Origin of the sequence: Streptomyces sp. GESEQ-4 (genome assembly GCF_017948455.1) — a bacterium.
GTDB lineage: Bacteria > Actinomycetota > Actinomycetes > Streptomycetales > Streptomycetaceae > Streptomyces.
This window is the reverse complement of sequence record NZ_JAFFSU010000003.1, coordinates 156,926-181,393: the sequence shown is the minus strand read 5'-3', so window position 1 is coordinate 181,393 and position 24,468 is coordinate 156,926. Positions and strand designations below refer to the sequence as shown.

20 protein-coding genes are annotated in these 24,468 nt (G+C 69.6%); 12 read left to right on the top strand and 8 right to left on the bottom strand.

The window, feature by feature from the left end; all coding sequences use genetic code 11:
- The first annotated feature begins 290 nt into the window (after positions 1-290).
- From KCH48_RS09020 to KCH48_RS09000, 5 genes are all read left to right on the top strand, one after another.
- Complete coding sequence (locus KCH48_RS09020) at positions 291-1,361, top strand: LLM class flavin-dependent oxidoreductase (RefSeq protein ID WP_210571847.1); 1,071 nt, start codon at positions 291-293, stop codon at positions 1,359-1,361.
- Positions 1,358-2,035, top strand: coding sequence for an NADPH-dependent F420 reductase (locus tag KCH48_RS09015; protein ID WP_210571846.1), 678 nt, complete (start codon positions 1,358-1,360; stop codon positions 2,033-2,035). The genes KCH48_RS09020 and KCH48_RS09015 overlap by 4 nt, the downstream gene beginning before the upstream one ends.
- Before the next feature lie 36 nt (positions 2,036-2,071).
- Positions 2,072-2,452: an N-acetyltransferase gene (locus KCH48_RS09010; RefSeq protein ID WP_210571845.1), complete on the top strand. Its 381-nt coding sequence runs from the start codon at positions 2,072-2,074 to the stop codon at positions 2,450-2,452.
- 60 nt (positions 2,453-2,512) lie between these two features.
- Positions 2,513-3,802 (top strand): glutaminase, encoded by a 1,290-nt coding sequence (locus KCH48_RS09005; RefSeq protein ID WP_210571844.1) that lies wholly within the window; start codon positions 2,513-2,515, stop codon positions 3,800-3,802.
- A gap of 64 nt (positions 3,803-3,866) precedes the next feature.
- Positions 3,867-4,709, top strand: coding sequence for an alpha/beta fold hydrolase (locus tag KCH48_RS09000; RefSeq protein WP_210571842.1), 843 nt, complete (start codon positions 3,867-3,869; stop codon positions 4,707-4,709).
- A gap of 413 nt (positions 4,710-5,122) precedes the next feature.
- Here KCH48_RS09000 and KCH48_RS08995 read toward each other — a convergent pair whose 3' ends face one another.
- Positions 5,123-5,779 carry a hydrolase gene (locus tag KCH48_RS08995; protein ID WP_210571840.1) on the bottom strand — a complete coding sequence of 219 codons (657 nt, stop codon included), beginning with the start codon at positions 5,777-5,779 and terminating at the stop codon, positions 5,123-5,125.
- 201 nt (positions 5,780-5,980) lie between these two features.
- Complete coding sequence (locus KCH48_RS08990; RefSeq protein WP_210571838.1) at positions 5,981-6,733, bottom strand: SDR family NAD(P)-dependent oxidoreductase; 753 nt, start codon at positions 6,731-6,733, stop codon at positions 5,981-5,983.
- Between the two features lie 143 nt (positions 6,734-6,876).
- Here KCH48_RS08990 and KCH48_RS43175 point away from each other — a divergent pair, with 143 nt between their 5' ends.
- Positions 6,877-7,884 carry an AraC family transcriptional regulator gene (locus KCH48_RS43175; RefSeq protein WP_307840841.1) on the top strand — a complete coding sequence of 336 codons (1,008 nt, stop codon included), beginning with the start codon at positions 6,877-6,879 and terminating at the stop codon, positions 7,882-7,884.
- Positions 7,885-7,951: 67 nt separating this feature from the next.
- On the opposite strand, the gene KCH48_RS08980 is transcribed toward KCH48_RS43175, so the two are convergent.
- Positions 7,952-8,722, bottom strand: a complete 771-nt coding sequence (locus KCH48_RS08980; RefSeq protein ID WP_210571836.1) for a FadR/GntR family transcriptional regulator — start codon at positions 8,720-8,722, stop codon at positions 7,952-7,954.
- A gap of 144 nt (positions 8,723-8,866) precedes the next feature.
- Here KCH48_RS08980 and KCH48_RS08975 point away from each other — a divergent pair, with 144 nt between their 5' ends.
- From KCH48_RS08975 to KCH48_RS08955, 5 genes are all read left to right on the top strand, one after another.
- Positions 8,867-10,132 (top strand): ABC transporter substrate-binding protein, encoded by a 1,266-nt coding sequence (locus KCH48_RS08975; protein ID WP_210571834.1) that lies wholly within the window; start codon positions 8,867-8,869, stop codon positions 10,130-10,132.
- 103 nt (positions 10,133-10,235) lie between these two features.
- Entirely contained in the window at positions 10,236-11,123 is an 888-nt protein-coding gene (locus KCH48_RS08970; RefSeq protein WP_307840840.1) for a sugar ABC transporter permease, read from the top strand.
- Positions 11,123-11,950 (top strand): carbohydrate ABC transporter permease, encoded by an 828-nt coding sequence (locus KCH48_RS08965; protein ID WP_246885039.1) that lies wholly within the window; start codon positions 11,123-11,125, stop codon positions 11,948-11,950. Before KCH48_RS08970 ends, KCH48_RS08965 begins: the two co-directional genes overlap by 1 nt.
- Position 11,951: 1 nt before the next feature.
- Complete coding sequence (locus KCH48_RS08960; RefSeq protein WP_210571830.1) at positions 11,952-13,187, top strand: mandelate racemase/muconate lactonizing enzyme family protein; 1,236 nt, start codon at positions 11,952-11,954, stop codon at positions 13,185-13,187.
- Between the two features lie 79 nt (positions 13,188-13,266).
- Positions 13,267-15,252, top strand: coding sequence for a right-handed parallel beta-helix repeat-containing protein (locus tag KCH48_RS08955; protein ID WP_210571828.1), 1,986 nt, complete (start codon positions 13,267-13,269; stop codon positions 15,250-15,252).
- 35 nt (positions 15,253-15,287) lie between these two features.
- Here the strand turns inward: KCH48_RS08955 and KCH48_RS08950 are convergent, their stop codons facing one another.
- From KCH48_RS08950 to KCH48_RS08930, 5 genes are all read right to left on the bottom strand, one after another.
- Entirely contained in the window at positions 15,288-17,579 is a 2,292-nt protein-coding gene (locus tag KCH48_RS08950) for an SWIM zinc finger family protein (protein ID WP_210571826.1), read from the bottom strand.
- Positions 17,576-20,410, bottom strand: coding sequence for a DEAD/DEAH box helicase (locus KCH48_RS08945; protein ID WP_210571824.1), 2,835 nt, complete (start codon positions 20,408-20,410; stop codon positions 17,576-17,578). Before KCH48_RS08945 ends, KCH48_RS08950 begins: the two co-directional genes overlap by 4 nt.
- 103 nt (positions 20,411-20,513) lie before the next feature.
- Positions 20,514-21,095, bottom strand: a complete 582-nt coding sequence (locus KCH48_RS08940; RefSeq protein ID WP_210571823.1) for a sugar kinase — start codon at positions 21,093-21,095, stop codon at positions 20,514-20,516.
- Positions 21,092-22,276 carry an ROK family glucokinase gene (locus KCH48_RS08935; protein WP_210571822.1) on the bottom strand — a complete coding sequence of 395 codons (1,185 nt, stop codon included), beginning with the start codon at positions 22,274-22,276 and terminating at the stop codon, positions 21,092-21,094. Before KCH48_RS08935 ends, KCH48_RS08940 begins: the two co-directional genes overlap by 4 nt.
- Before the next feature lie 141 nt (positions 22,277-22,417).
- Positions 22,418-23,155 carry a GntR family transcriptional regulator gene (locus KCH48_RS08930; protein WP_210572238.1) on the bottom strand — a complete coding sequence of 246 codons (738 nt, stop codon included), beginning with the start codon at positions 23,153-23,155 and terminating at the stop codon, positions 22,418-22,420.
- Between the two features lie 130 nt (positions 23,156-23,285).
- Between KCH48_RS08930 and KCH48_RS08925 the strand changes: the two genes are divergently transcribed.
- Complete coding sequence (locus tag KCH48_RS08925; protein WP_210571821.1) at positions 23,286-24,308, top strand: Gfo/Idh/MocA family oxidoreductase; 1,023 nt, start codon at positions 23,286-23,288, stop codon at positions 24,306-24,308.
- Positions 24,309-24,468 lie beyond the last annotated feature (160 nt).

Sequence of the window (24,468 nt, the reverse complement as noted above, 5' to 3'; positions counted from 1 at the left end):
CCCCCGCCTACACGCCCAGTTCATCGGCACCTCGGTGGAGTCAACGGCGCACCACACCGACCCGGCCCGCGGCGTGCGGCCGCACCCACCGTGACACGACCTAGTTGACATGTAAACCACAGCGATGTCATGGTTTACATGTCAACTAGATCGAGGGAGGCGGTGTGGGCGCGGGACCTGGCCGGCGGGGAACTCGCGCAGGTCGCCCGGGACGGACGTCCCGCCGGGTCGTCAGGAACCACGCACCGCCACAGCCCGACACAACGAAAGCGTTGAGCGACGTGAACACGATGGATGTTTCGCAAATCGAGTTCGGCATCGACAGCTTCGGAGACCGGCCCCGAAACGACCAGGGCGTGATCGTCTCGCACGCGCAGGCGATCCGTGCCGCGGTGACCGAAGCGGTCCTTGCCGACCAGGTCGGAATCGACGTTGTTGCGTTGGGCGAGCACCACCGGCCCGAGTACGCGATCTCGAGCCCTGAGACGGTGCTGGCGGGCATCGCGACGGCCACGGAGCGCATTCGGCTCGCCTCGGGGGTGACAGTGCTGTCCTCGGACGATCCGGTGCGAGTGTTCCAGCGGTTCGCCACGGTCGACGCGCTCTCCAACGGCCGCGCCGAGGTGATCCTCGGACGCGGTTCCTTCACCGAGTCGTTCCCCCTGTTCGGGTACGACCTGAAGGACTACGAGGTGTTGTTCGAGGAGAAGATCGACCTTTTCCACCGTCTCCTGGACGAGGGCCCGGTCACCTGGGAAGGCACCACGCGCGCCGCTCTGCAGAATGCGGACGTGTACCCGAAGACCGATTCGGGGCGCCTCAACACCTGGGTAGGGGTGGGCGGGACACCGCAGTCCGTGCTCCGCACCGCCCAGTACGGCTTCGGGCTGATGCTCGCCATCATCGGCGGCGCCCCCGATCGGTTCGCTCCTTACGTGGATCTGTACCGGCGTGCCAGCGACGAGTTCGGTACGACCGCGCAGCCTGTCGGCACGCATTCGCCCGGCTTCGTGGCCTCCACCGACGAAGAGGCCAAGGAGCTCTTCCACCCCGGGTACAAGGAGATCCGCGACCGGATCGGGGCACAGCGCGGCTGGCCGCCGCTCCGCCGGGAGGAATTCGACGCCGAGGTGGACCGCGGATCGCTGTATGTCGGCTCGGTCGAGACGGTCGCGACCAAGATCGCCCATGCCATCCGGGTACTGGACGCGGGCCGGTTCGACATGATCTACTCCGCCGCCGGCACCGTGTCAGCCTCCGCACGTCTACGTTCGGTCGAGTTGTACGGCACCCAGGTCATCCCTCGGGTCCGCGAGCTTCTGGCCGAGCAGCCCGCCGCCACGGCGGAAGCGACACGATGACCGACCCCGTCACCACGATCGGGATCCTGGGAGCCGGGAAAGTCGGCACCGTCCTGGCGCGCCTGGCGGTCGCCGCCGGCTATCGAGTCCTGCTCTCCGGGTCCGGTGACCCCTCCAAGATCGCGCTTACCGCCAAAATCCTCACCCCCGGAGCGACCGCCGTATGGCCGGCCCAGGCCGCGGATGCCGCCGACGTGGTGGTCCTGGCTCTCCCGCTCGGCAAGCACCGCGACCTCCCCGTCCCGAAGCTGGAGGGAAAGCTGGTCATCGACGCGATGAACCACTGGTGGGAGGTCGACGGTCCCCGCGCCGCGATCCTCCCGCCCGACACCTCATCGAGCGAAGCCGTCCAGCGGTTCCTGCCGGACGCACGGGTCGTGAAAGCCCTCAACCACATGGGCTACCACGACCTCGAAGACGAGGCACGTCCAGCCGGCGACCTCGGACGCAAGGCCATCGCGATCGCCGGTGACTCGCCCGAGGATCTCGCCGTCGTGTCCGCGCTGATCGACACCCTCGGATTCGACCCCCTCACCATCGGCGACCTCGCGGCGGGCATCCGGCTCGAACCCGGAACCCCCGCCTTCGGAGCCAATGTCGACGCCGACCAGCTCCGCACGCTTATCGCCGCCCCTGCTCCGCAAGACTCTCTGAGCACTGTGGCCACGTCGTGACGCTCTCTGCAGAAAGACAGCCACATGACTCAAGGATTGACTGACAAGACCGGTGCATCCATGACGGTCGGGCTCGATCTCGCAAGCCCGATCAGCTCTTACACAGTTTTTCGTGCCGACGGAACACCCGTCGGCACGACCGACTTCGTCGCCGTATCCGGCACAAGCGAAGAACGAATATTCTTCCATACCGAGGTGTGCCAGGATTTCGGTGAACGTGCTCTGGTTGCGCTGCTGGTGAGTACGGCACTCACAGACAGCATTCGCGAAAGCGTTGCCGTCGTGCCGTTGTGCCCAATGTTCGCTCGGCACCTGCGAGTGAACGGCGACGAATTCATCGCGAATGGCGGCGTGTTCCGCCAGCCGATACCTGACGACATAGGGGTGATCACGCGCGCCACGCTCGGCGAAGCGTGAGGTCATGTCCCTGGTCTCATCGACGATGTGACGCCGTGAAGCGCCGTGCATGGAGGACGAATGCGGCCCATCATTCCCGACTATCTGGACGAGGTACTGAGAGATGTGGAACCGGATACGTCCGGAGAGCCGGCGGGATACATCCCTGAGCTAGCGGCAGCGGACCCGGAGCGCCTCGGTGCGGCCTTTGCCATGATTGACGGAGAGGTCTATGGTGCCGGTGACATCGATATCGAGTTCACCATCCAATCGATCTCCAAGCCGTTCATATACGCGTTGGCCCTGGCTGATCGCGGATTCCACCCTGTGCTCGCCAAAGTCGGTGTCGAGCCCTCCGGAGAAGCGTTCAACGAGATCTCCCTCGAAAGCGATACCGGGCGCCCTCTCAATCCCATGATCAACGCCGGCGCCATCACCGTGCACTCACTGGCCGGCGCGGAGGACCTGAATCCGGCGGAGCGCGTGGAACGCGTGCTCCATGGCCTCTCGGCGTTCGCCGGTCGTCGACTGAAGGCGGATGAGACGGTATGTGCGTCAGAGATGGAGCACGCGCACCGCAACCTCGCCATTGCCCACATGCTCCGCAGTCACGACGTCCTCACCGAGGATCCCAGGGCCGTCGTGGACGGCTACACCCGCCAGTGTTCCGTGCTCGTCACCACGCGCGATCTGGCCATGATGGCCGCGACGTTGGCCAACCGTGGGGTGAACCCTCTCTCGGGTGAGCAGGTGGTGCCGGAACCGGTGGTGCGTCAGGTGCTGAGCGTCATGTTCCGCTGTGGAATGTACGACGCTGCCGGCGACTGGGCGACCCAGGTCGGTATTCCGGCAAAGAGCGGGGTGGCCGGGGGCCTGATCGGCGCGCTCCCCGGACAGATCGGCATCGCCACGTTCTCACCACGACTGGATGGTCACGGGAACAGCGTTCGCGGGGTGGCACTGTTCGAGCGATTCTCTTCGGACATGGGTCTGCATGTGATGGAGGTCCCCGCCGCCTCGCGTGCGATCGTGCGGTCCAACCATGTCGTCGGCAGCGGATCGAGCGCGCTCCGGGTCCTGCGACTGCAAGGTGTCATCGGCTTCGCCGGAGCCGAGAGAGTTGTCCAGAAAGCCATGGGCATCTCACCTTCGGATGTCAGGGTGGCTTTGGACCTGACAAGGGTCTTTTCGATCGACGACGTGGCACGACGCGTGCTGCTGGAGGTCGCACGCCGGCTGACGCTGAATGGTCACGAGGTCTACCTCGTCGATCCGGAATCGATCATGCCCGATCCCGATCCCGGCGATGGAGGCCGAGTCGCAGTCGTGGACAACGTGGATCAAGCTGTATTTCCGACCCGCCTCCGATAGCGCAAATTTCTCACACACAGATATGGGCCGGTGTTCGTTTCGTCGGCCGGAAGGGAAAGCAATCATGGGTTACATCACCGTCGGCACGGAGAACAGCACGCCGATCGAGCTCTACTACGAGGATCAGGGTTCTGGGCAGCCGGTCGTCCTGATCCACGGCTACCCTCTGAACGGGCACAGCTGGGAACGCCAGACGCGCGAGCTGCTGGCCCAGGGCTACCGGGTCATCACCTATGACCGTCGGGGCTTCGGCCAGTCGTCGAAGGTGAACTCCGGTTACGACTACGACACCTTCGCCGCCGACCTGAACACGGTCCTTGAGACACTCGACCTGCAGGATGTCGTCCTCGTCGGCTTCTCGATGGGCACCGGGGAACTCGCCCGCTACGTGAGTCGCTACGGTCATGAGCGTGTCGCGAAGCTCGCCTTCCTCGCCTCGCTCGAGCCGTTTCTCGTCGCCCGCGACGACAACCCCGACGGGGTGCCGCAGGAGGTCTTCGACGGCATCTACGCGACCGCAAAGGCGGATCGGTACGCCTGGTACACACAGTTCTACGCGGGCTTCTACAACCTCGACGAGAACCTCGGCACGCGTATCAGCGAGGAGGTCGTGACCGCCAGCTGGAACGTCGCGATCCGCAGCGCTCCGGTGGCCGCTTACGCTGTGGTATCGGCATGGATCGAGGACTTCCGCGCCGACGTCGAGGCGGTCCGCGCGAGCGGCAAGCCCGCACTGATCCTGCACGGAACAAAGGACAACATCCTCCCGATCGACGCCACTGGGCGCCGATTCCACAAGGCGCTCCCCGATGCCGACTACGTCGAGGTCGAAGGAGCGCCGCACGGCCTGCTCTGGACCCACGCCGACGAGGTCAACACCGCGCTCCGCGACTTCCTCGCGAAGTGACGGTGGATGACGTGCGTCTCCCCTGACGGCTTCCCGTCGAAGAGGGGCGTACATGACGCCGAGCTGGTACTGAGTCTGAGGCGCCATATACGCCCCTCGAACGCGGGAGGTGTCGGACAAACCGCGTGGCGTGCAGACGGTGCTCCCCGCGATCTGTCCGAGACTCCGTCACCCTCTGTTGGAGCGCCTCATCGCACACGGGCCGATGCGAATCTCCGGCACCGTCGCGCGACCGGTACCCAAGCGATCAGCGGTCTCGCTCCGCACGGTATTCCAGACGACCGGCCCCTGGGCCGACGAACGGGCCGCCGGAATCTCCGGCGGCCCGTTCTTGAAAGGCTGTTAATGGCCCCCGCCACTCGGCGGTGAGAGCTTCCGCATACGGCACACGCGGTTCCGGCCGGACAGCGGTGTCATGCCTCGCCGCCGGTGGGCGTGGCCAGGAGTTGCATCTCCCAGGCGAAGGCGACACCGCTGGCACCGCCGTGCTGCGCCTGGATCTCGGTGACGCCCTGGACGGTCTTCTCGCGGGCCCAGTCGCGCTGCCACTCGCCCAGCACGGCCATCCAGGTGATCGGGACCACGCCCGCCTGGATCATGCGCTGCACCGCCATGTCGTGGGCTTCCTTCGAGACACCGCCCGACGCGTCGGTGACGGCGAAGACATCGAAGCCCTCGCCCGCCGCCTGGATCGCCGGCATGGCCACACAGATCTCCGTCCAGAGGCCGGCGATGACCAGCTTCTTGCGTCCTGTCGCCTTGACGGCATCGACGACACGCTCGTCCTGCCAGGTGTTGATGAAGGTCCTGTTGATCGGCTTCTGCTCCGGGAACACGTCCTGCAGGCCCTGGAGAAGAAGGCCGCCACGCTCCTCCAGGACGGTGGTCAGAACGGTCGGCACGTCGAACACCTTGGCGGCCTTGGCGAGCCCGACGGCGTTGTTGATGACCATTGTCGGCTCGTGGCTGTGCAGGTTGGCGACCTGGAACGGCTGGTGGTCGATGAGGACGAGCACGCTCTCCTCGGGCGTCAGCAGCGCGCCGACTCCGGCCTTGTTCTCAGTAGTCACGAGATTCCCCTTCTGGAACATTGCGTACGGGCTGACCGGCCCGGCGGCCCCCAACCATTTGGTTGACGCGTCATCTACGCTAGAGGCCGTTTCTTGACGCGTCAACTAGCCTCGGTTTCCTGGGCGTTCAGTAGTAGCGGCTCAGCAGTAGCGGTTCAGGACCTGGAACGCTTCAGCTGCCACCCACCGCGTGGCGCCTGCTCAGATCTGGTTCGTGCCCCCGTCGACGTAGATGTTCGCGCCGACGACGTAGCTGCTCTGTTCCGAGGCCAGGAAGGCCACGACTGCGGCGGCCTCCTCGGGCTGCCCCATGCGGCCCTTGGGCACGGTCGCGGCAACATTCTCCTTGACGGCCCGGAGGGTCTCCTCGTCGCCGAAGGCGGCAGTGCCCCCGGGAGTCTCGATCCATGCCGGCGAGACCACGTTGACCCGGACGCCACGGGCCTTGAGCTCGTTGGACCACGTCCGCGCGAAGGACCGGACGGCCGCCTTCGACGCCGCGTACGCGCCGAACGCCTCTACTCCACGGTCGCCGGCCGTCGAACCGACCAGGACGATCGAGGCTCCTTCATTGAGCAACGGCAACGCCTTCTGCACGGCGAACAGCGTGCCTCGGACGTTGACCGCGAAGGTCTGGTCGAAGTGCTCCTCGGTGGTCTGTTCCAGCGTCACGAACGCACCGATCGCCGCGTTCGCCACGAGCACGTCCAAACCCTTGCCTCGCGCCCGGACCGCCTCGTAGAGCCGGTCCAGGTCCTCCGGCTTCGAGATGTCGCCGACGACCGCGGTGGCCCGGTCCGCTCCGATGGTCTTGACGGCAGCCTCCAGTTCGGCCTGGCGTCGGCCGGTGACGAACACGTACGCGCCCTCGTCCGCCAGCCGTACGGCGGTGGCCAGACCGATACCGGTGCTGCCCCCGGTGACCACCGACGTCTTGCCTTCCAGCTGTCCCATGCGGGTGTCTCCATCACTCTCTCGATGCCGATCCGTTCGACATCGATACTGCGGGAGGTCGGGGATACTATCCATAATGCAGAGTCCGGCGTTCTTTACGTATCGTCCAGGAGGTGTCGTCGGTGCTCGGATTTCGGGATCCAGTGGCTGACGCGATCGGCCTGCTCCGGCCCCGCACGGTGATCGGGCCCAACCTCCGGGCCGCGGGAGAGTGGGCGTTGCGCTTCGACACGTTCTTGCACGTGCGGATCGGGGGCCTCGTACGCGGCACGTGCTGGTTGATCCTCGAAGGGCACGAGCCGGTGCTGCTGCGGGAGGGTGACACCTTCATGCTGGGCAACCCGCCGCCTTACGTGCTGGCCAGCACGCTCGACGCAAGCCCGCGCCCTGCGGAGCCGGTGTGGGCGAGTGCCGAAGACGGGTTCGTGCGGATCGGCCCGGAGTCCGAGGAGGACCTCTACCTCTGCGTCGGGCACATCGCGTTCGACGACAGCAACGCGGCCCTCCTGACCGATCTTCTGCCGCCGCTCGTGATCGTCCGCGTCGGCGATCCTCATGGCGGGCGGCTCGCGCAGCTGATCGATCTCCTGGCCACCGAGGTCGGGGTCAGCGCCGCGGGCGGCCCGCTGGTGCAGAACCATCTCGCACAGATCCTGCTCGTGCACATGCTGCGTGCTCACGCCGGTCAGACAGACCGGCCCACCGGCTGGCTGGGCGCCCTGAACGAGGACGGCATCGGTGCCGCCCTGCGCGCCGTGCACGCGGACGTGGCCCACTCCTGGAGCCTCAAGGAGCTCGCCGAGATCAGCCACATGTCGCGTTCCGCGTTCGCCCAGGCCTTCAAGAGCCACGTCGGGGTCCCGCCGTTGGAGTACCTGATCCAGTGGCGCATGAGCCTCGCGCGCGACGCCCTCACCCGCGACACCATGTCGATCTCCGAGCTCGCACAGGCCACGGGCTACCAGTCCGAGAGCGCGTTCAGCACCGCGTTCCGCCGCGTGGTCGGATCGTCGCCCGCACAGTTCCGGAACCAGGCACGGCAGCCACCGCGCTCGGCCGCGAACGGAAGCACCACTACCAGCGACGCGGACACGCGTCATGAACGCGACCGGAGTACCAGCGGTGCCGCGGTGGGTGTCGGCGGGGCGTAACCGGCGGGCCTCCGACGGCAGTTGAGTCGAGCGCCGCCGTCACCTGCCTCGCCGGCGAGGCCGCTCGCTAGCGGTCCAGCCGCACCGGGTCGCCCGGCGCGCTGCGGCGGACCAGCCAGGCTTCGGTGATGTGGGTGAACATCGCCTCGGCCGCACCGCTCGGGTCGTGGGCGGCGATGCGCTCGTACACGCGGCGATGGCCGTGGTTGGACGCGACGCACATGGCGCGCTCGGGCCGGCCCATGTACCGCGCGGTGTTGACGACCTGGCTCTCCAGTGCGCGTATCACCCCACGGGCGATGCGGTTTCCCGACGCCTGCATGATGACGTCGTGGAAGGCGCGGTCGTGCTCCGCGTACGTGGCGTGGTCGTCAACGAGTTCGTCCATGCGGTCCACCAGTGTGCGCAGGTGATCCACGACGTCCTGAGTGGCCAGCCGGGCGGCGACGTGCGCCATGTCGGACTCCAGCAGCCGCCGTGTGACCACGAGGTCGTCGAGGAGCTGCAGACTCTCGTCCTGGTCGATGCTCGCCGCCAGGACGTGCTCGTCGAGCATGTTCCACTTCGCCGGGGCGGTCACCATGGTGCCGGCCCCCTGGCGGACCTGTACCAGTCCCTTCTCCTGAAGGATCTTCACGGCTTCCCGGATGACGGTCCGGCTCACCGCGAAGGCCTCGCAGAGAGCGGGCTCGGGCGGCAGCGGCGTCCCCGGCGGGTGCTCCCCGCGAACGATGCGCCCCACCAGCTCGGCTGTGACCGCCTTCGCGAGGTTGGTCGGCCGTCGTGCCCAGGCGGGAGGCGCCGAACTGCTGTCAGCTGCTGGCTGCGTTGCCGTCATGGTTCCTCCGGTGGTCCCGCGACCACGCGGGCGACTTGAGCAGCCATCATACGTGACAGCCATTGACGTCATACGTCATACGAGTTACGTTTCCGGGTCATCGGCGGGCGGAGAGTCCCCGCAAGGCAACGGAGAGTGATCGGCATGAAGCGGCGAGCACTGTGGTCGGCCGTCCTGGTCGCGGCGATGACGCTGTCCGGCTGCGGCAGCGCGGGATCCGGCTCCTCTTCCGACAACGCGGACGACAAGCTCGTGGTCTGGGACTGGAAGTCCGGCGAGGAGTCGGCCGCCTCCTACATCAAGCAGGCGAAAGCCGACTTCGCCGAGAAGCACCCCGATGTGAAGGTGGAGTTCGTCGCCCAGCCGTTCGACCAGTACTACACGTTGCTGGGCACGGCCATTCAGTCAGGCAAGGGCCCCGACGTCATGCTCTTCAACGGCGGCGGCGAGATACGCGACCGTACGGACGCCCTCCTGCCCCTGGACGACTACGTGGCCGAGGACAGGAAACGGCTTGCGGGTTGGGAGGCCTTCACCGCGCAGGGCAAGATCTATGCAGCGCCGGTGACGTTGCAGGGGCATCCGGTCTACTACAACAAGGCCCTCTACAAGGACGCCGGTCTCGACCCCGAACGCCCGGCGACGACGTGGCGGGAGTTCCTCGACGACTGCAAGGCCATCGCCGAGAAGACCAAGGCCAGTTGCCTCTCCCTCGGGAACAAGGAGGGCATCGGCATCCAGTTCTTCCTCTCGGCACTGGGGCCGGGCGTCCTCACACCGCAGGAGTACGACGACTGGATCGCCGGGAAGCGGGACTGGAACTCACCCCATGTGCGGCAGATCTTCGAGCTCTGGAAGGAGGCCGAGGACGCCGGCCTGAACAACGAAGGGGCCAACTCGACCGCGCTGTTCAACGACGCCTTCGCCCGCTTCCAGTCCGGTGAGGCCGCCCACATCGTGGGGCTGATGTCGGACGTGGGCCACTGGAAGGACTTCAGCGAGTTCCTGGACCCGGACGACATCGGCGTGATGCGGGCTCCGCTCGTCAACTCCGAAGCCGTTCCCGGCCTTCCGTACGACGGCGGTATCGGCTACGGGGTCGCCGAGTGGACGAAGAAGCCGAAACTGGCCGCGGACCTGGTGCGCTCCCTGACGTCGAAGGACGCTCTCAAGGCGTTCTACGCCGACGCCGGCGCGGTCGCGTCCGACAGCACCCTCGACGTGTCGGGCGGCGGTCAGGCCCTCACCACGATCGTGTCGGAGATCAAGACCGGCAAGCCCGCACTGCATGTCGCGCTGTCCTCGAAGACGCTGGACCTGATGGGGAGGCTGTCCCAGCAGATCCTGAGCGGATCGACCAGCGTCGACGACGCCTTGCAGAAGCTGGCCGACTCCGACCAGAAGGGCTGAACCCGTGCCGCTCAGGGGTTCGCCCTCGTCGGTCCGCCCGGCCGATACCGGGCGGACCGACGAGACACAGGCCGGGCAGCGCACGCGCCGTACGGATCCCGGGGTGCGTTCCCCGCGGCGCATCAGTGGGCAGCGTGCCGAACGCCTCGCGCCCTACGTCCTGCTGGCCCCGGCCATTGCGATCGTGGTGGCGTTCCGCCTGGTCCCGCTGCTCATGGGCGTCAACTTCTCCTTCACCGGCGACGGCGAGCGCGACGGGACCGCGGTCGGCCTGGACAACTACGCGGAACTGTTCCGGGACCCGCTCTTTCACACAGCCCTGGAGAACGTCGGACTGCTCGTGCTGCTGCTTCCCGTGGCGGTGGCGATTCCCGGCCTGCTCGCGACGTTCATCTATCTGCGCGTCCCCGGGCACCGGATCTACCGCAGCGTCTACTTCTTTCCGGCCGTGCTCTCTCCGGTGATCGTCGGCGCGATCTTCAACCTGCTGCTGGCCTTCGACGGCCCGCTCAACGCGGCTCTCGGGAACAGCGGCATCGACCCCGTCGACTGGCTCGGCGATCCGGACATCGCCATGTTCACGGTTGTCGGCGTGCACGTCTGGGCGACGTTCGGGATGGCCCTGGTGGTCTTCCTCGCCGGGTTCTCCACCCTGGACGCCACACTCCTCGACGCCGCCCGGGTCGACGGCGCGTCGCTGCCGCAGGTCATCTGGCACGTGATCGTCCCTGGCCTGTCCCGCACCATTCAGTTTGTCTTCGTCACGACCATGATCGGGATGCTGACGTCCATGTTCGGCCTGCTCTACGTGATGACCAGCGGCGGCCCGGAGGGGGCCACCTATCTGCCCGAGTACTACATCTGGGTCCAGCAGGGGGAGATGAACCGGCCGGCGCTCGCCTCGGCCGCCTCGACGGTTCTCTTTCTCCTGATGCTCGTGGTGGGGCTCGCGCAGATCGCGCTGCTCCGCCGCGCGGGGAGGGAGCACTGATGCGCCGCGCGCGCCTGCGTGTGTGGGTGGTCGCCGTCCCAATGGCCGCCCTGGCAGTGGCGACGATCTACCCTCTGGTGTTCACCGCCAACGTCGCCATGAAGACCCGGCACGAGTACATCCTCGACCGGTTCTCCCTGACGAGTTCCCTGTCCTGGGAAAACATCGCCACGGCATGGACGAGTGTGGGCCTGGGACGGTACTTCGCCAACTCCGTCATCGTCGTGGCGTCCGCGGTCGCCCTCCTGCTGCTGATCGGCTCGATGGCCGGCTTCGCGCTGAGCCACCTGCGGTTCCGGGGCTCACGGGCCCTGTTCCTGTGCTTTCTTGCGGCGCTGTTCATCCCGTTCCAGGTGATCATGGTCCCGCTCGCGCGCGTCATGGCGGACACCGGCCTCATGGACACCTACCCCGGGCTGATCCTCGCCTACGTCGCGCAGTTCCTCCCGTTCACGATCTTCCTGATGACGAGCTACTACTCCGGGATCCCGGGCGAGATCATGGACGCGGCCAGGATCGACGGGAACACGACGTACGGCGTCTACCGGCGGATCATGCTGCCGATCGGCCGCCCGGCCCTGCTGTCGGTCGGCATCCTCAACGCCCTGTTCTGCTGGAACGACGTGCTCATCTCCCTGCTGATGATGCCGTCCCCCGAACACCGCACCCTCATGGTCGGAGTCACGTCACTGCGCGGTCAGTACTCCGACGACATCCCCACCTTCGCCTCCGGGGTGCTGATCGCCGCACTGCCGGTCCTCGTGCTCTACCTCTTCTTCCAGCGCCAGATCGCCGACGGGATCACCGCCGGTGCCACGAAGGGCTGACATGCGGATAACCGGGTTTCGCACCCTCACGACCGTCCACGAATGGGGCCGTCCCATCGGTGACGCCAACGGCGTCTACGCCGACGGGATCACTCCGGTGCCGATCGTCCTGGTGGACACCGACGCGGGGATCACCGGCGTCGGTCTGGGACCTCACATAGCAGTGGACGCCGTCTTCTCCGCCATCGACGGCGAGGACCCGCGATGCGTGACCGCGCTCTACGACCGCATGTTGCGGCACACCTTCAAGGCAGGCCACGCCGGAGCCCTCTTCGGGACCATCGGTGCTCTCGACACCGCCCTGTGGGACATCAAGGCAAAGGCGGCGGGTGAACCGCTGTGGCGCCTTCTGGGGGGAGGCGACCGAAGGGTTCCCGCCTACGCATCGGCCGTCGACATCGCCCTGAGCGACGACGAACTGGCCCACGTCTACCAGACCTACGCCGAGCACGGCCTGCGGGCGGCCAAGCTCAAGGGTGGCCTGGACGTCGAGCGGGACCGCGACCGGCTGACCCTCGTACGGGAGGTCCTGACCGAGGCCGGACGGGGGGCGCGGCCGGCCCTGATGCTGGACGCGAACGAGACCTGGACCCGCAAGCAGGCGGTCCGTCACGTCGGGGAACTGGAACGGACGCTCGACCTCACCTGGGTCGAGGAACCTGTCCGGCGCTGGGACGCCGAAGGAATGGCTGCCGTCGGACGGGGGATCCGGGCTTCGGTCGCCAGCGGGGAGAACCTCAGCGGCCTCGAGCAGTACCGGCCGCTGCTGGCCCGGGACGCGGTGGACATCGTCCAGACGGCGGCGGTCTGGGGCGTGACCCACTTTCTGCGGGTCGCCGCCCTGGCTCACGCCCACGATCTGCCCGTCAGCCCGATCGGCGACACTCCCGTGGCGCTCCTGCACGCCGCGACGTCCGTGCCCAACCTCATCGCCGCCGAGCTGCAGGACCTCCAGCCGCCCCTCGGCCTCTCCCTCGACCTGCACGTCGAGGACGGTGCCTTCGTCCTCGGTCACGCGCCGGGCCTGGGCATCGAGGTCGACGAGGCAGCGATAACGGCGTCAGGGCGACAGCACACCGCCGCACCCGGAGGTCCCGGCATCCGGCCCGAGCACGCGGGCCGACGACTGCTCACGGCAGCCGATCACCGCGCCGGCACGCAGCAGCACGACCCCGGTCCTCCCCAGTTCCTCGTACCGCATCCCGTCAGCGAAGTGCCGCACACCGCTGGGCCCTGAACGGCCCGGAGCACCCCGACCGCGAAGAAGGGACACAGCCATGCCCTCGCTCCTCGCACGGCACACAAGAACGTCCGTCATGGCGACCGCCGCGATCCTGGCCGCCGGACTGCTCGCCGCCCTGCCCTCCGACGCACACGCCGCTCCCAAGGAACACAGACTCGTCGTCGCTCCCACCGGCGCTCCGCGCGCCAGCGACCACGGGCCAGGCACGGTCAAACGGCCGTTGAAGACCCTGGCGGAGGCGCAACGCCGGGCACGGGCCCTCGCTGCCCGAGGCGACGGCGACGTCACCGTGAACCTCCTCGGCGGGACCCACCGGCTCACCTCGCCGCTGCGCTTCGGAGCGGCCGACTCCGGCCGCGACGGGCACACGGTGACCTGGAAGGCCGCGCCCGGAGCGAAACCCGTGGTGAGCGGCACGGACCCGGTCACGGGCTGGGAGCTGGACGACCCGGAGAAGGGCATCTACAAGGCGGACGTCGGCACCGGCTTCGACACCCGGCAGCTCTACGTCGACGGCGTACCGGCACAGCGGGCGCGCCTCGAGCTGAACCGGTCCGACATCACCCTCACCCCGACCGGCTTCACCCTCAACAACCCGGATCTGGACCACCTGGCCGCGCTGCCCGACCAGAAGCGCATCGAACTCCAGGCGAAGCTGTCCTTCACCAACCGCTTCGCGCCCGTCGAGAGCATCTCCGGCTCCACCGTCACGATGCAGCAGCCCGCCTGGGACAACAACACGTACGGATACGACACCATCCAGTCCCCGTTCAGGACACCGCAGTTCTGGCTGCTGAACTCCAAGAGCTTCCTCGACCGGCCCGGCGAGTGGTACCTGGACAAGACGGCCGGCTCGCTCTACTACAAGCCGCTCGAGGGGCAGGACATTCACCGCGCACGGGTCGAACTGCCGCGCATGGAGACGCTGCTCGAGGTCGGCGGCACCTACGACGAGCCGGCCCACGACCTGCGTTTCCAGGGACTGACCTTCACCGGCACCACGTGGCTGCACCCCAGCTCGCCCAACGGATACGCCAACCAGCAGACGGGCACGTTCATCACCGGCGTCCAGCCCGAGCGGCCCGCGGACGCCTTCACGTCGTGCGAGGTCGGCTGCAAGGGCTTCGAAGGAGCCCGTAACGGCTGGGCACAGGCGCCCGCGGCCGTGCAGGTCTCGGCGGCGCACGGCATCTCCTTCGCCGGCAACCGCTTCGTGAACCTCGGCTCCGTCGGGCTCGGCATCGGCAACGACGCCAACGCCCACGCCACCGGCGTCGGACTGGGCGCGCGGAACATCTCCGTCACCGGCAACACGTTCACCGCGAGCGCCGGCGGCGGCATCGTGGTCGGCGGGGTCCGTCCCGACGCGCACCACCCGTCCGACGAGCGCATGACCAACAGCGACATCCTGATCGGCGACAACCGCGTCTTCTCCACGGCGCTGGAGTACCTGGACCAGGACGGCATCTTCGCCAGCTACGCGACCCGGCTGACCATCGAGCACAACGACGTCACCGACATGCCGTACACCGGCATCGGGGTCGGATTCGGGTGGGGCGCCAACGACAAGGGCGGCAGCCCCGAGTACATCAACCGCGGCCTGTACGACTTCCAGCCGATCTATGACACGCCCACGACGCAGAAGGACCTCCGCGTGGTCGGTAACCACGTGAGCGACGTCGTGCACACGATGTTCGACGCCGGCTGCATCTACACGCTCTCCGCCAACCCGGGCGCCACCATCGAGGAGAACTTCTGCGAGAAGAGCGGGCAACTCGGCCTGTACTTCGACGAGGGCTCCCGCTACATCACCGCGAAGCGCAACGTCTTCCTCGACACCGCCGCCCAGTGGGCGCACGCCAACAACCAGAACAACAACCTCACCGGCGACCAGACCCTGACCGGAAACTACGCGACCAATCCCGGCATCACCGGCCTCGTCGACGGCCAACGCGGCAACGTCGTACGGGACAACACCCTCTTCACCAGCGACAACATCCCCGCGGAGGCCAGAGAGATCATGTCCGGCGCGGGCGCGGCAGACCGCCGCTATGGGTGATGCCAGGTATCGCACGTCCCGGCGGTGCGGGGTCCTCAGTCCCCCGGCGACGTGCCCAAGCCCGTCAGTGCGCCGACCGGGTCCAGGTCGGGGGTGCCGCGGGGCCACCAGTCGTCGTGGCCGGGTTCCGATTCGTACGGGTACCAGATGCCGTCTCGGCCCAGGCGGAGCTGGACGTGGCCGCGGGGGTGGGTGAGGCGGTTGCGCCAGGGGCGGAAGGCGGGGAGGTCGGCGGCGAGGAGGAGGGGACGTGCCCGGTCGAAGCGGCCGGCGGGTGGGTCCCAGGGTTCTTCGAGGACGGCGAGGCCCTCCAGGCCGCCCTGGCGCCAGGCCGCTACCGCACGGGCCAGTTCGGCAGGGGTGCGGCCGGCGGCGGAGGCGAGCGATGAGTACAGGGCACGGGTACCGGCGGTGAGTCCGGAACCCGGGCGGGCCGCGGCGAGCCGCACCGCGTCCTGCCACAGCGTCAGTTCGGCGACCGGGTCACGGCCGGTGGCGAGCAGCGTATGGGCGCGGAGGGCCGCGTCGGTCGCCAACTGGTCCAGCGCGAAGGGGTCCGGGCCGCCCGGCGCGGCCGGGTAGACCGGGGGTTGCCCGGGGTGCGGGGGTGCGGGTGGCGGGGCGGGGAGCGGCGGGAGTTGACGCGGCGCGAGCGCCTCAGTGGCCCGTACCCCCGGCAGCGGCGCCGGTTCCCGCTCCTGTGCGGCGCGGGCCGCGCGGGCGGCGTTGCGACGGGAGAGGGCATCGAGCAGTTCCCGCTCTCCGCGACCGCGCAGCAGAAGCAGGACGAAGGGGTCGGCGTCCAGCAGCCGTGCCGTCTGGTAGCAGAGTGCGGCGGCGTGCTTGCAGGGGTGGCCGTGGTCGGGGCAACTGCACTGCGGGGCAAGGTCACCGGGGCCGGGCAGCAACGGGACTCCGCAATCCGCCAGGGACTGCGGCAACTCCTTGTCCAGCAGCGCGGCGATATGCCCAGGTCGCTCGGCGGCGGTGTCCAGGAACCGCTCCCAGTCGGCGTCCTCCAATGTGCGCAGGCGCAGCTGCACACGGTAGGGCCGGGGCCGACTGCCCTGCACATACGCGAGGACGAGACCGGGCGTGACGGTGATGGCCTCCACATTCCCCTGCTGCGCATATCCACGTCCCCGGGCCAACCGCTTGGCATCCAGGGCCCCTTCTTCCAGCGCCGCGACCCATGCGTTGCCCCACCAGGTCGCCGCGAATCCATCACCTTCCGAGGGGAGCGGCCCGAACGCGGGGAAGGTGCGGCGCAGTTCGGTGAGGGCGGTCCCGGCGCGCAGGGTTCCCGCGCTCGATGGAGGTCGGGAGTGGGTGGGTACGCGAGAGTCGGGGCGGGCGAGGGCGTTCGGCGAGCCTGGGTGGCGGGGGGAAGTCGGGGTCTCGGCAGGCTCCTCCTCAGGCAGGTCGTCCGCGGTCGGCATCCGAAAGGCGTCGGCGACGAGGTCCGACAGGGCGCTGGCTCGTCCCTGGGCGGCGCGGGGCTGCCCGCCCCGGTCGGATAGGGCACGAGCTCGGCCCTGGGCGGCGCGGGTGTGCCCGCCCCGCTCTTCCGCAGGCGCGGTCCGAGCCCGGGGACTCGGCCTGGGCGAAGGCTCGACTCCCCCGTCCGCACGGTCCGCCCCCTCTTCCCGCCCCTCACCACGAGCGGCACGCAACGCCTGCCGTGCGACATCGGCGGGACGCGCCGCCCGAGCGTCGCCCGAGCCCTCCGGAGCCTTGCGGGAGTCTGTCGCCGCCCCACGGCCCAGTCGCTGCCCGCTCACGGCCCGGTCGCGGGCCACGCCCTCGGCCCCCTCGTCCCGAACCCGGCTCCCCTCCTCGCCGGAGGTCTCCCCCAAGGCGGCACCGCCCGACCCGTCGGCGACCGAGGCACCCCCAGCCTTGTCCACGGTGACGGCACGCCTGCCAGTGACGGCATCGCGCAGCGCCGCCCGGGCCGCGTCACCCGGCCGGGTCGCACCTCCTGAGGTGTCCCCAGTCGTCGGCCGTACGTCGTCGCCGGCAGCCCCGCCGTCCCCAACTCGCGCCGCCCCACCCGGAACCCCGTCGCCCTCAGCTCGCGCCATCCCACCCGCAGCCCCGCCATCCCCAACCCGCGCCGCCCCACCCGCAGCCCCGCCGCCCCCAACCCGCGCCGCCCCAGTCGCAAGCCGACCAGTGCCCACCGTCTCCTCGGGAGCCGTTACGTCCGCGCCGCGCTCCGCGTGCGCCCCCGGCCGCTGTTCGCCGGAGCCAGACTCAGGTCGGCTCGCACGCTCCCGGGCCTCCCGGAGGGCTCGGCGGGCCTCGTCGGCGGGGCGGGAGGTCATGGTTGCCTCCGTAGTGAGACGAGGTCGGACAGGTCGCGGTCCGTCAGTTCCGTGAGGGCGGACTCGCCGGAGCCGAGGATCGCGTCGGCGAGGGCGCGCTTGGATTCGAGCATTTCGGCGATGCGGTCCTCGACGGTGCCCTCGGTGATGAGGCGGTGGACCTGGACCGGCTGGGTCTGGCCGATGCGATAGGCGCGGTCGGTGGCCTGTTCCTCGACGGCGGGGTTCCACCAGCGGTCGAAGTGGACGACATGGCCCGCGCGAGTGAGGTTCAGACCGGTGCCGGCCGCCTTCAACGACAGCACCAGGACCGGCGTCGCGCCACTCTGGAAGCGGTCCACCATCCGCTCCCGCTCGGGTACGGGTGTGCCGCCGTGCAGCAGGTCCACGGGGACCGCCCGGGTGGCCAGGTGAGAGGTGATCAGGCGAGCCATCCCGACGTACTGTGTGAAGACCAACGCCGAGCCGTCCTCGGCGAGCAGGGTGTCCAACAGCTCGTCCAGCAGGGCCAGTTTGCCGGAGCGGGCGGCGTGGCCGTCGCCGCGGATCTCCTCCTTGAGGTACAGCGCGGGATGGTTGCAGATCTGCTTCAGCGAGGTCAGCAGCTTCAGTACCAGGCCACGGCGTCCGATCCCCTCCGCGGTCTCGATGGCCAGCATCGACTCGCGCACCACCGCCTCGTAGAGCGAGGCCTGTTCCCGGGTGAGCGGAACGGGGTGGTCCGTCTCCGTCTTGGGCGGCAGCTCCGGAACGATGCCCGGGTCGGACTTCTTGCGGCGCAGCAGGAAGGGGCGGACCAGACGGGCCAGCCGCTCCACCGCCTCCTCGTCCTCGCCGTTCTCCACGGCGCGCGCGTGCCGGGAGCGGAAGGACTTCAGCGGGCCGAGCAGTCCCGGTGTCGTCCAGTCCAGCAGCGCCCACAGCTCGGAGAGGTTGTTCTCCACCGGCGTGCCGGTCAGGGCCACCCGCGCCGGCGTCGGGATCGTGCGCAGCGCCTTCGCGGTCGCCGAGTACGGGTTCTTGACGTGCTGGGCCTCGTCCGCGACGACCATGCCCCACGCCTGCTGGGCCAGCGCCGGCGCCGCCGAGCGCATCGTGCCGTACGTCGTGAGGACGAAGCCGCCGTCCAGGTCGTCCAGGGTGCGGTCGGGGCCGTGGAAGCGGCGGACGGGGACGCCGGGCGCGAAACGGGTGATCTCCCGCTGCCAGTTGCCGAGCAGGGAGGCCGGGCAGATCACCAGGGTGGGCTCGCTGCGGGCCCGCTTCAGGTGCAGCGCGATGAGCGTGATCGTCTTGCCGAGGCCCATGTCGTCGGCGAGGCAGCCGCCGAGGCCGAGCGAGGTCATGAGGTCGAGCCAGGCCAGGCCCCGGAGTTGGTAGTCCCGCAGCCGGGCGCGCAGCCCCGGCGGCGGCTCGACGGGCCGCACCCCCGCCGTCAGCCGGTCGCGCAGGGCGGCCAGCGCGCCGGTCGGCACCGCGTCCACGGTCTCGCCGTCGACCTCCGCGCTCCCGGTCAGCGCGACGGACAGCGCGTCCACCGGGTCGAGCAGCCCCAGTTCGCGCTTGCGTGCCTTGCGCACGAGTGCCGGATCGACGAGGACCCACTGGTCCCTGAGGCGTACGACGGGTCGGTGCGCCTCGGCGAGCGCGTCCATCTCGGCCTCGGTGAGCGGGTCGCCGCCGAGCGCCAACTGCCAGCGGAACTGGAGGAGTTCTTCGCTCTCGAAGAAGCCGGTGCCGTCGGTCGCCGAGCCCGGCGCGGGCCGTACGACCGCTGCCGCGGTGAGGTCCTGCGCCAGGTCCCGCGGCCAGTGCACGGCGACCCCGGCGGCGGCGAGCCGGGTGGCCGCGGCACCGAGCAGCTCGCCCAGCTCCCCCTCGGTCAGGGCCAGTACATCTGGCACGTCCTGTTCGGCGAGCCGGTCCAGCGGCGGCCAGACGCGGGCCGCGCGGCGCACGGCGAGGGCGGCGTCCACGTGCGCGCGCGGCCCGAACGCCGCGTCCGCCTCACCCGCCCACAGGGCCGCCGCGTCCACGACGAGCGTGGGGTCGGCGAGGCTGTGCACCTGGACGATCGCCGCGCCGGCGCTGCGGACCCGCTCGCCCCCGTCGAACAGGTCGTACGCCGACAGGTCCAGCCGGAGCGAGATCCGCACGCCCGCGTCCATGCCGGCGGCGACCTCCGCGGCCCAGTCGTGGGCATCCGGCAGATGCTGCGGGCGGGTATCCGCGAAGGGCCTGCCGGAGACGTACGGCGCGGCGGGGGTGCGGGGCAGGGTGTCCGCGACCGCGTCGAGGAAGGCGCGCATCAGCGCTTCCGGTTCGGGCAGCCGAAGCGGTCCGGGACCGGGCAGGGGCACGGCATGCCCCTCGGGCGGGAGCGCCGCCGCGACCGCGCGCAGGTGCGCGATGTCGTCCGGTTCGAGGGGTCCGGCCCGCCAGGCGTCGTGCCCGGACGGGGTCAGTCCGGGCAGCAGGCGTCCACGGGCCGCGAGCCGCAGCGCGTGCAGCGCGGCGGCGCCCCAGCACGCGGTGGCCGGGTGTGCGGCGGGGTCGCGCCGCGCCCGCACCAGCAGCGGCAGCGCCTCGCCGACCGGCAGCGACAGCGCGGGAGCGGGCCTGCGGCGCACTCCGGTGCCATGACGTCGTACGACTGTCAGCTCCGTACGACCGATGCCGTCGCCGCTCGGGAAGTCGCCGCCGATGTCGCCCTCGGGATCCCAGAAGGCGATCCGGCTCTCGCGCGGGACTGGTGCGGGCAGGAAGACGGCCGCGAGTCGCAGGGGTACGGACTCCCCCGCCCGGTCGGCCACCGCGGTCGCCTCGGTCATACGTCCTGTCACCTCCCGCCCGTGTGTCGGATCAGACGTCTTCGACTCTACGGGCGGGGTCTGACAATCGGCCCCGGCCACCGGCCCGGGCGGGCGCGGAGCCTCAGGGGATGACGCGCGAGACGACGTAGATGAACGGGTTGTTCGGATCGCCCAGGCTCACCATGACCTGCTGGGTGGGCCGCGGGTCGCGCTGCTCGTGGACCAGGCCGTACCAAGGGCCGGGGCTCGAGAAGTCCCAGCCGGTGACCTTCTGGTCGCGCTTCCCGATGGTGATCTTGTTCCGCTTCAGCTCGGACCGGCTGGTGCCCATGTCCTTGAGGAAGACGTCCAGGTTCGCGTTGGGGGTCTGGAACTGGACGTAGAGCCGGCTGGTCTTCCAGTTGTTCGTCTCGTAGTAGGCGACCTTGCCCGACGGGTGGGGCATCGGCACCTGGTAAAGGCGGCGTTGGACCCTCGACGGCCAGACGGGGGTGAGGCCCCGCGCCGAGTACTTCTCCTCCTTGTCGCGGCCGCTGTCCCGGCTCTGCGCGGCGGAGATCACGAGATAGCCGGCCGGTACGCCGATGAGCAGCACGATGATGAGCAGGGTGAGCGCCCGGCGGCGGATCACCCGGCCGCGGGCCTCGCTCTGCCCGGGCTGCTCGTCCGCGGGCGGGGCCTGATGGGGCAGTTGGGCCGTCACAGCGCCTCCCGGGCTTCGCGGCGAGCCTCCGCGTACCGCTCATAACGTTCGTACCGCTCGACGCGGCGGCGTTTGGCGCGGCGGAAGCGGCGGGCGACCAGGCGGGCGAGGTCGGCGGCGCCGACCATGCCGGCCTCGGGGCCGAGCTGGGCGCGGGCGATGCGGGCCTCGGGTCGGTAGCCGCGGCCGGTGAGCTGCCGCTTGAAGGCGTCCCGCGCGGGGCCGATCAGCAGGTCGTCGGCCGCGGACACGCCGCCGCCGATCACGAAGCAGGAGGGGTCGAGCGCCGCCGCGAGGTTGGCGATGCCGACGCCGAGCCACTGGCCGATGTCCTGGAGCAGCTCGATGCACATGGCGTCGCCCTCGCGGGCCAGCTCGGTGATCATCGGGCCGGTGATGTCGGCGATGTTGCCCTTGACGTGCTCGATGATCCCGTACGCCACCGGGGAGTCGGCCGCCGCCAGCTCACGCGCCTCTCTGACCAGCGCGTTCCCGGAGCTGTACTGCTCCCAGCAGCCGCGGTTGCCGCAGGGGCAGCGGTGGCCGCCGGGGACGACCTGCATATGGCCGAACTCGCCGGCGACGCCGTACTTGCCGCGCTTGACCTGCCCGTCCTCCAGGATCGCGCCGCCGATGCCGGTGCCGAGCGTGATCATGACGAGGTGGTCCTCGCCGCGGCCGGCGCCGAAGCGCCACTCCGCCCACGCGGCGGTGTTGGCGTCGTTGTCCACCAGGACCGGGACCGCGAGGCGGCCGGCGATGCGGTCGCGCAGCGGTTCGTTGCGCCAGGACAGGTGAGGCGCGAACAGTACGCGGTTGCGGTCGGCGTCGACCCAGCCGGCCGCGCCGATGCCGACGGCGTGCACGTCGTGCCGGTCGGACAGGTCAAGGACCAGTTCGACGATGGTGTCCTCGACGACCTTCGGGCTCTTGGACTTGTCCGGGGTCTCCGTGCGGAGCTTCTCCAGGATGTTCCCGTCGGCGTCCACGACGCCCGCCATCACCTTGGTGCCGCCGATGTCGATGCCGACGGTGGGCACGCGGGGGGCGGTGAGGTGGGAGCGGCGTTCCCTCGTACCGACTGTGCGGAGCGTGGGCGCGCGGCGGGAACCGATGGGGGCGCCTGGCACACCGACGTTGCTCAGTGCTCTCGGGAACGGTAGGTCGCGGTAGTTGCTCATCACCGCAGATTCTGCCTCACGGTGACCACAGGTGCGGTACGGGGATGCAAGCCCCGCGCCCCTGAAGGGGCGCGTTAGACGTCCTTTTGTCCTGACATTGAGACGAATAGCGGGCTCGCGGACGGATTCCGGTTACGGCTCCTACGGTCGTACGAGGAGCTGGAACTCGAAGGAGTAGCGCGTCGGCCGGTAGGTGTGGGTGCCGAACTCGACCGCGCGGCCGGTGTCGTCGAAGGTGGTGCGCTGCATGGTGAGCAGCGGGGCACCCTCGGGCTCGCCGAGCCGTTCGGCCTCGGCGGCGCCGGCGGCGCGGGCGCCGATGGACTGACGGGCGCTGTGCAGGGTGATCCCGGCGGCCCGCATCAGCCGGTACAGGCCGGTGGCCTCCAGCTGCGCGGTGTCCAGGTCGAGCAGCCCGGGCGGCAGGAAGTTGCAGAGGTACGCCATCGGCTCGCCGTGCGCCAGCCGCAGCCGTTCCACGCGGTGGACCTCGCTGTCCTCACCGACGGCGAGGGCGGCCGCGACCTCGGCGGACGCGGGGACGACCGTGTTGACGAGGACCCGGGTCGCGGGGCGCTGGCCGGCCGCCTCCAGGTCGTCGTAGAGGCTGCTGAGCTCCAGCGGGCGTTTGACCTGGCTGTGCACGACCTGGGTGCCGACGCCTCGGCGGCGGACCAGCAGGCCCTTGTCGACCAGGGACTGGATGGCCTGGCGGACGGTGGGCCGGGACAGTCCGAGACGTGCGGCGAGCTCGATCTCATTGCCCAGCAGGCTGCCGGGGGTGAGCGTTCCGTGCTCGATCGCCGCTTCGAGCTGCTGGGACAGCTGGAAGTACAACGGCACCGGACTGCTTCGGTCCACACTGAGGTCCAGCTGCACGGTCGGGTCCACTTCTGGTTTCGGCACGGGCCGAGCGTAGCCCCGTGGGCGGTTGACGGGAAGTTGTGTAGTTCGATTGTCCGGACATACGCATTGACAGGGTAAGGGCCTGGGCCGCAGGTTTGTTTTTATGCGCATCGGGGTCATCGGTACGGGGCGAATCGGCGCCATTCACGCGAACACGCTCAGTCGCCATCGGGAGGTCGGGTCCCTCATCCTCACGGACGCGAACCGGGAGAGGGCACAGGATCTGGCACAGCGGCTGGGGGAGACGGCCGCGCCAGGGGTGGACGAGATCTTCCGTTGGGGCGTGGACGCCGTGGTGATCACGACGGCGACATCGGCCCACGCCGAACTGATCGGCCGGGCGGCACGCTCGGGGCTGCCGGTGTTCTGCGAGAAGCCGATCGCCCTCGACGTGCCTGGCACCGTGCAGGCGATCACCGAGGTGGAGACCGCGGGGACGGTTCTCCAGATGGGGTTCCAGCGCCGCTTCGACGCCGGCTACGCGGGGGCCCGGGAGGCGGTGCGCTCCGGACGGCTGGGGCGGCTGCACACCGTGCGGGCGCTGACCTCGGACCAGACGCCGCCGCCGGCCGCGTATCTGCCGCAGTCCGGCGGGCTGTACCGGGACACCCTGATCCACGACTTCGACGTGCTGCGCTGGGTGACGGGGCACGAGGTGGTCGACGTCTACGCCGCCGGGTCCGACGCCGGTCCCGCGATGTTCCGGCAGGCCGGTGACATCGACACGGCCGCGGCCGTCCTGACCCTCGACGACGGCACGCTCGCCACGGCCACGGCGACGCGGTTGAACGGAGCGGGATACGACGTCCGCATGGAGCTCGCCGGGGAGCTGGACCAGGTCGTGGTCGGCCTGGACGACCGTACGCCCATCGCGTCCACCGAGCCCCACGGGCCACCGGCCGCGGACAAGCCGTGGACCGGCTTCCTGGAGCGCTTCGGGCCCGCCTACGAGGCCGAACTGGCCGCGTTCATCGAGGTGGTGCGGGGCGAGCGCGCCAACCCCTGCGACGGCCGCGAGGCCCTGCAGTCCCTGCGGATCGCCGAGGCCTGCGACGTGTCCCGGCGCGAGCGAAGACCGGTACGACTCGCGGAGATCCCGGGCGGCTCCGCGTCCACGACGGTGTAATCGGACATCGACGGGACGGACGACAGCGAGGTAACGGACAACAGCGGAGTGACGGACGACAGCGGGATGGCGGCAGCGCCGCGCCGCCTCAGCGGTCCGTAACATCTACGGCCTTCAGGACAGCGTCGTCCACGACGTGCGGGGCAGGGGCAGCGACGGC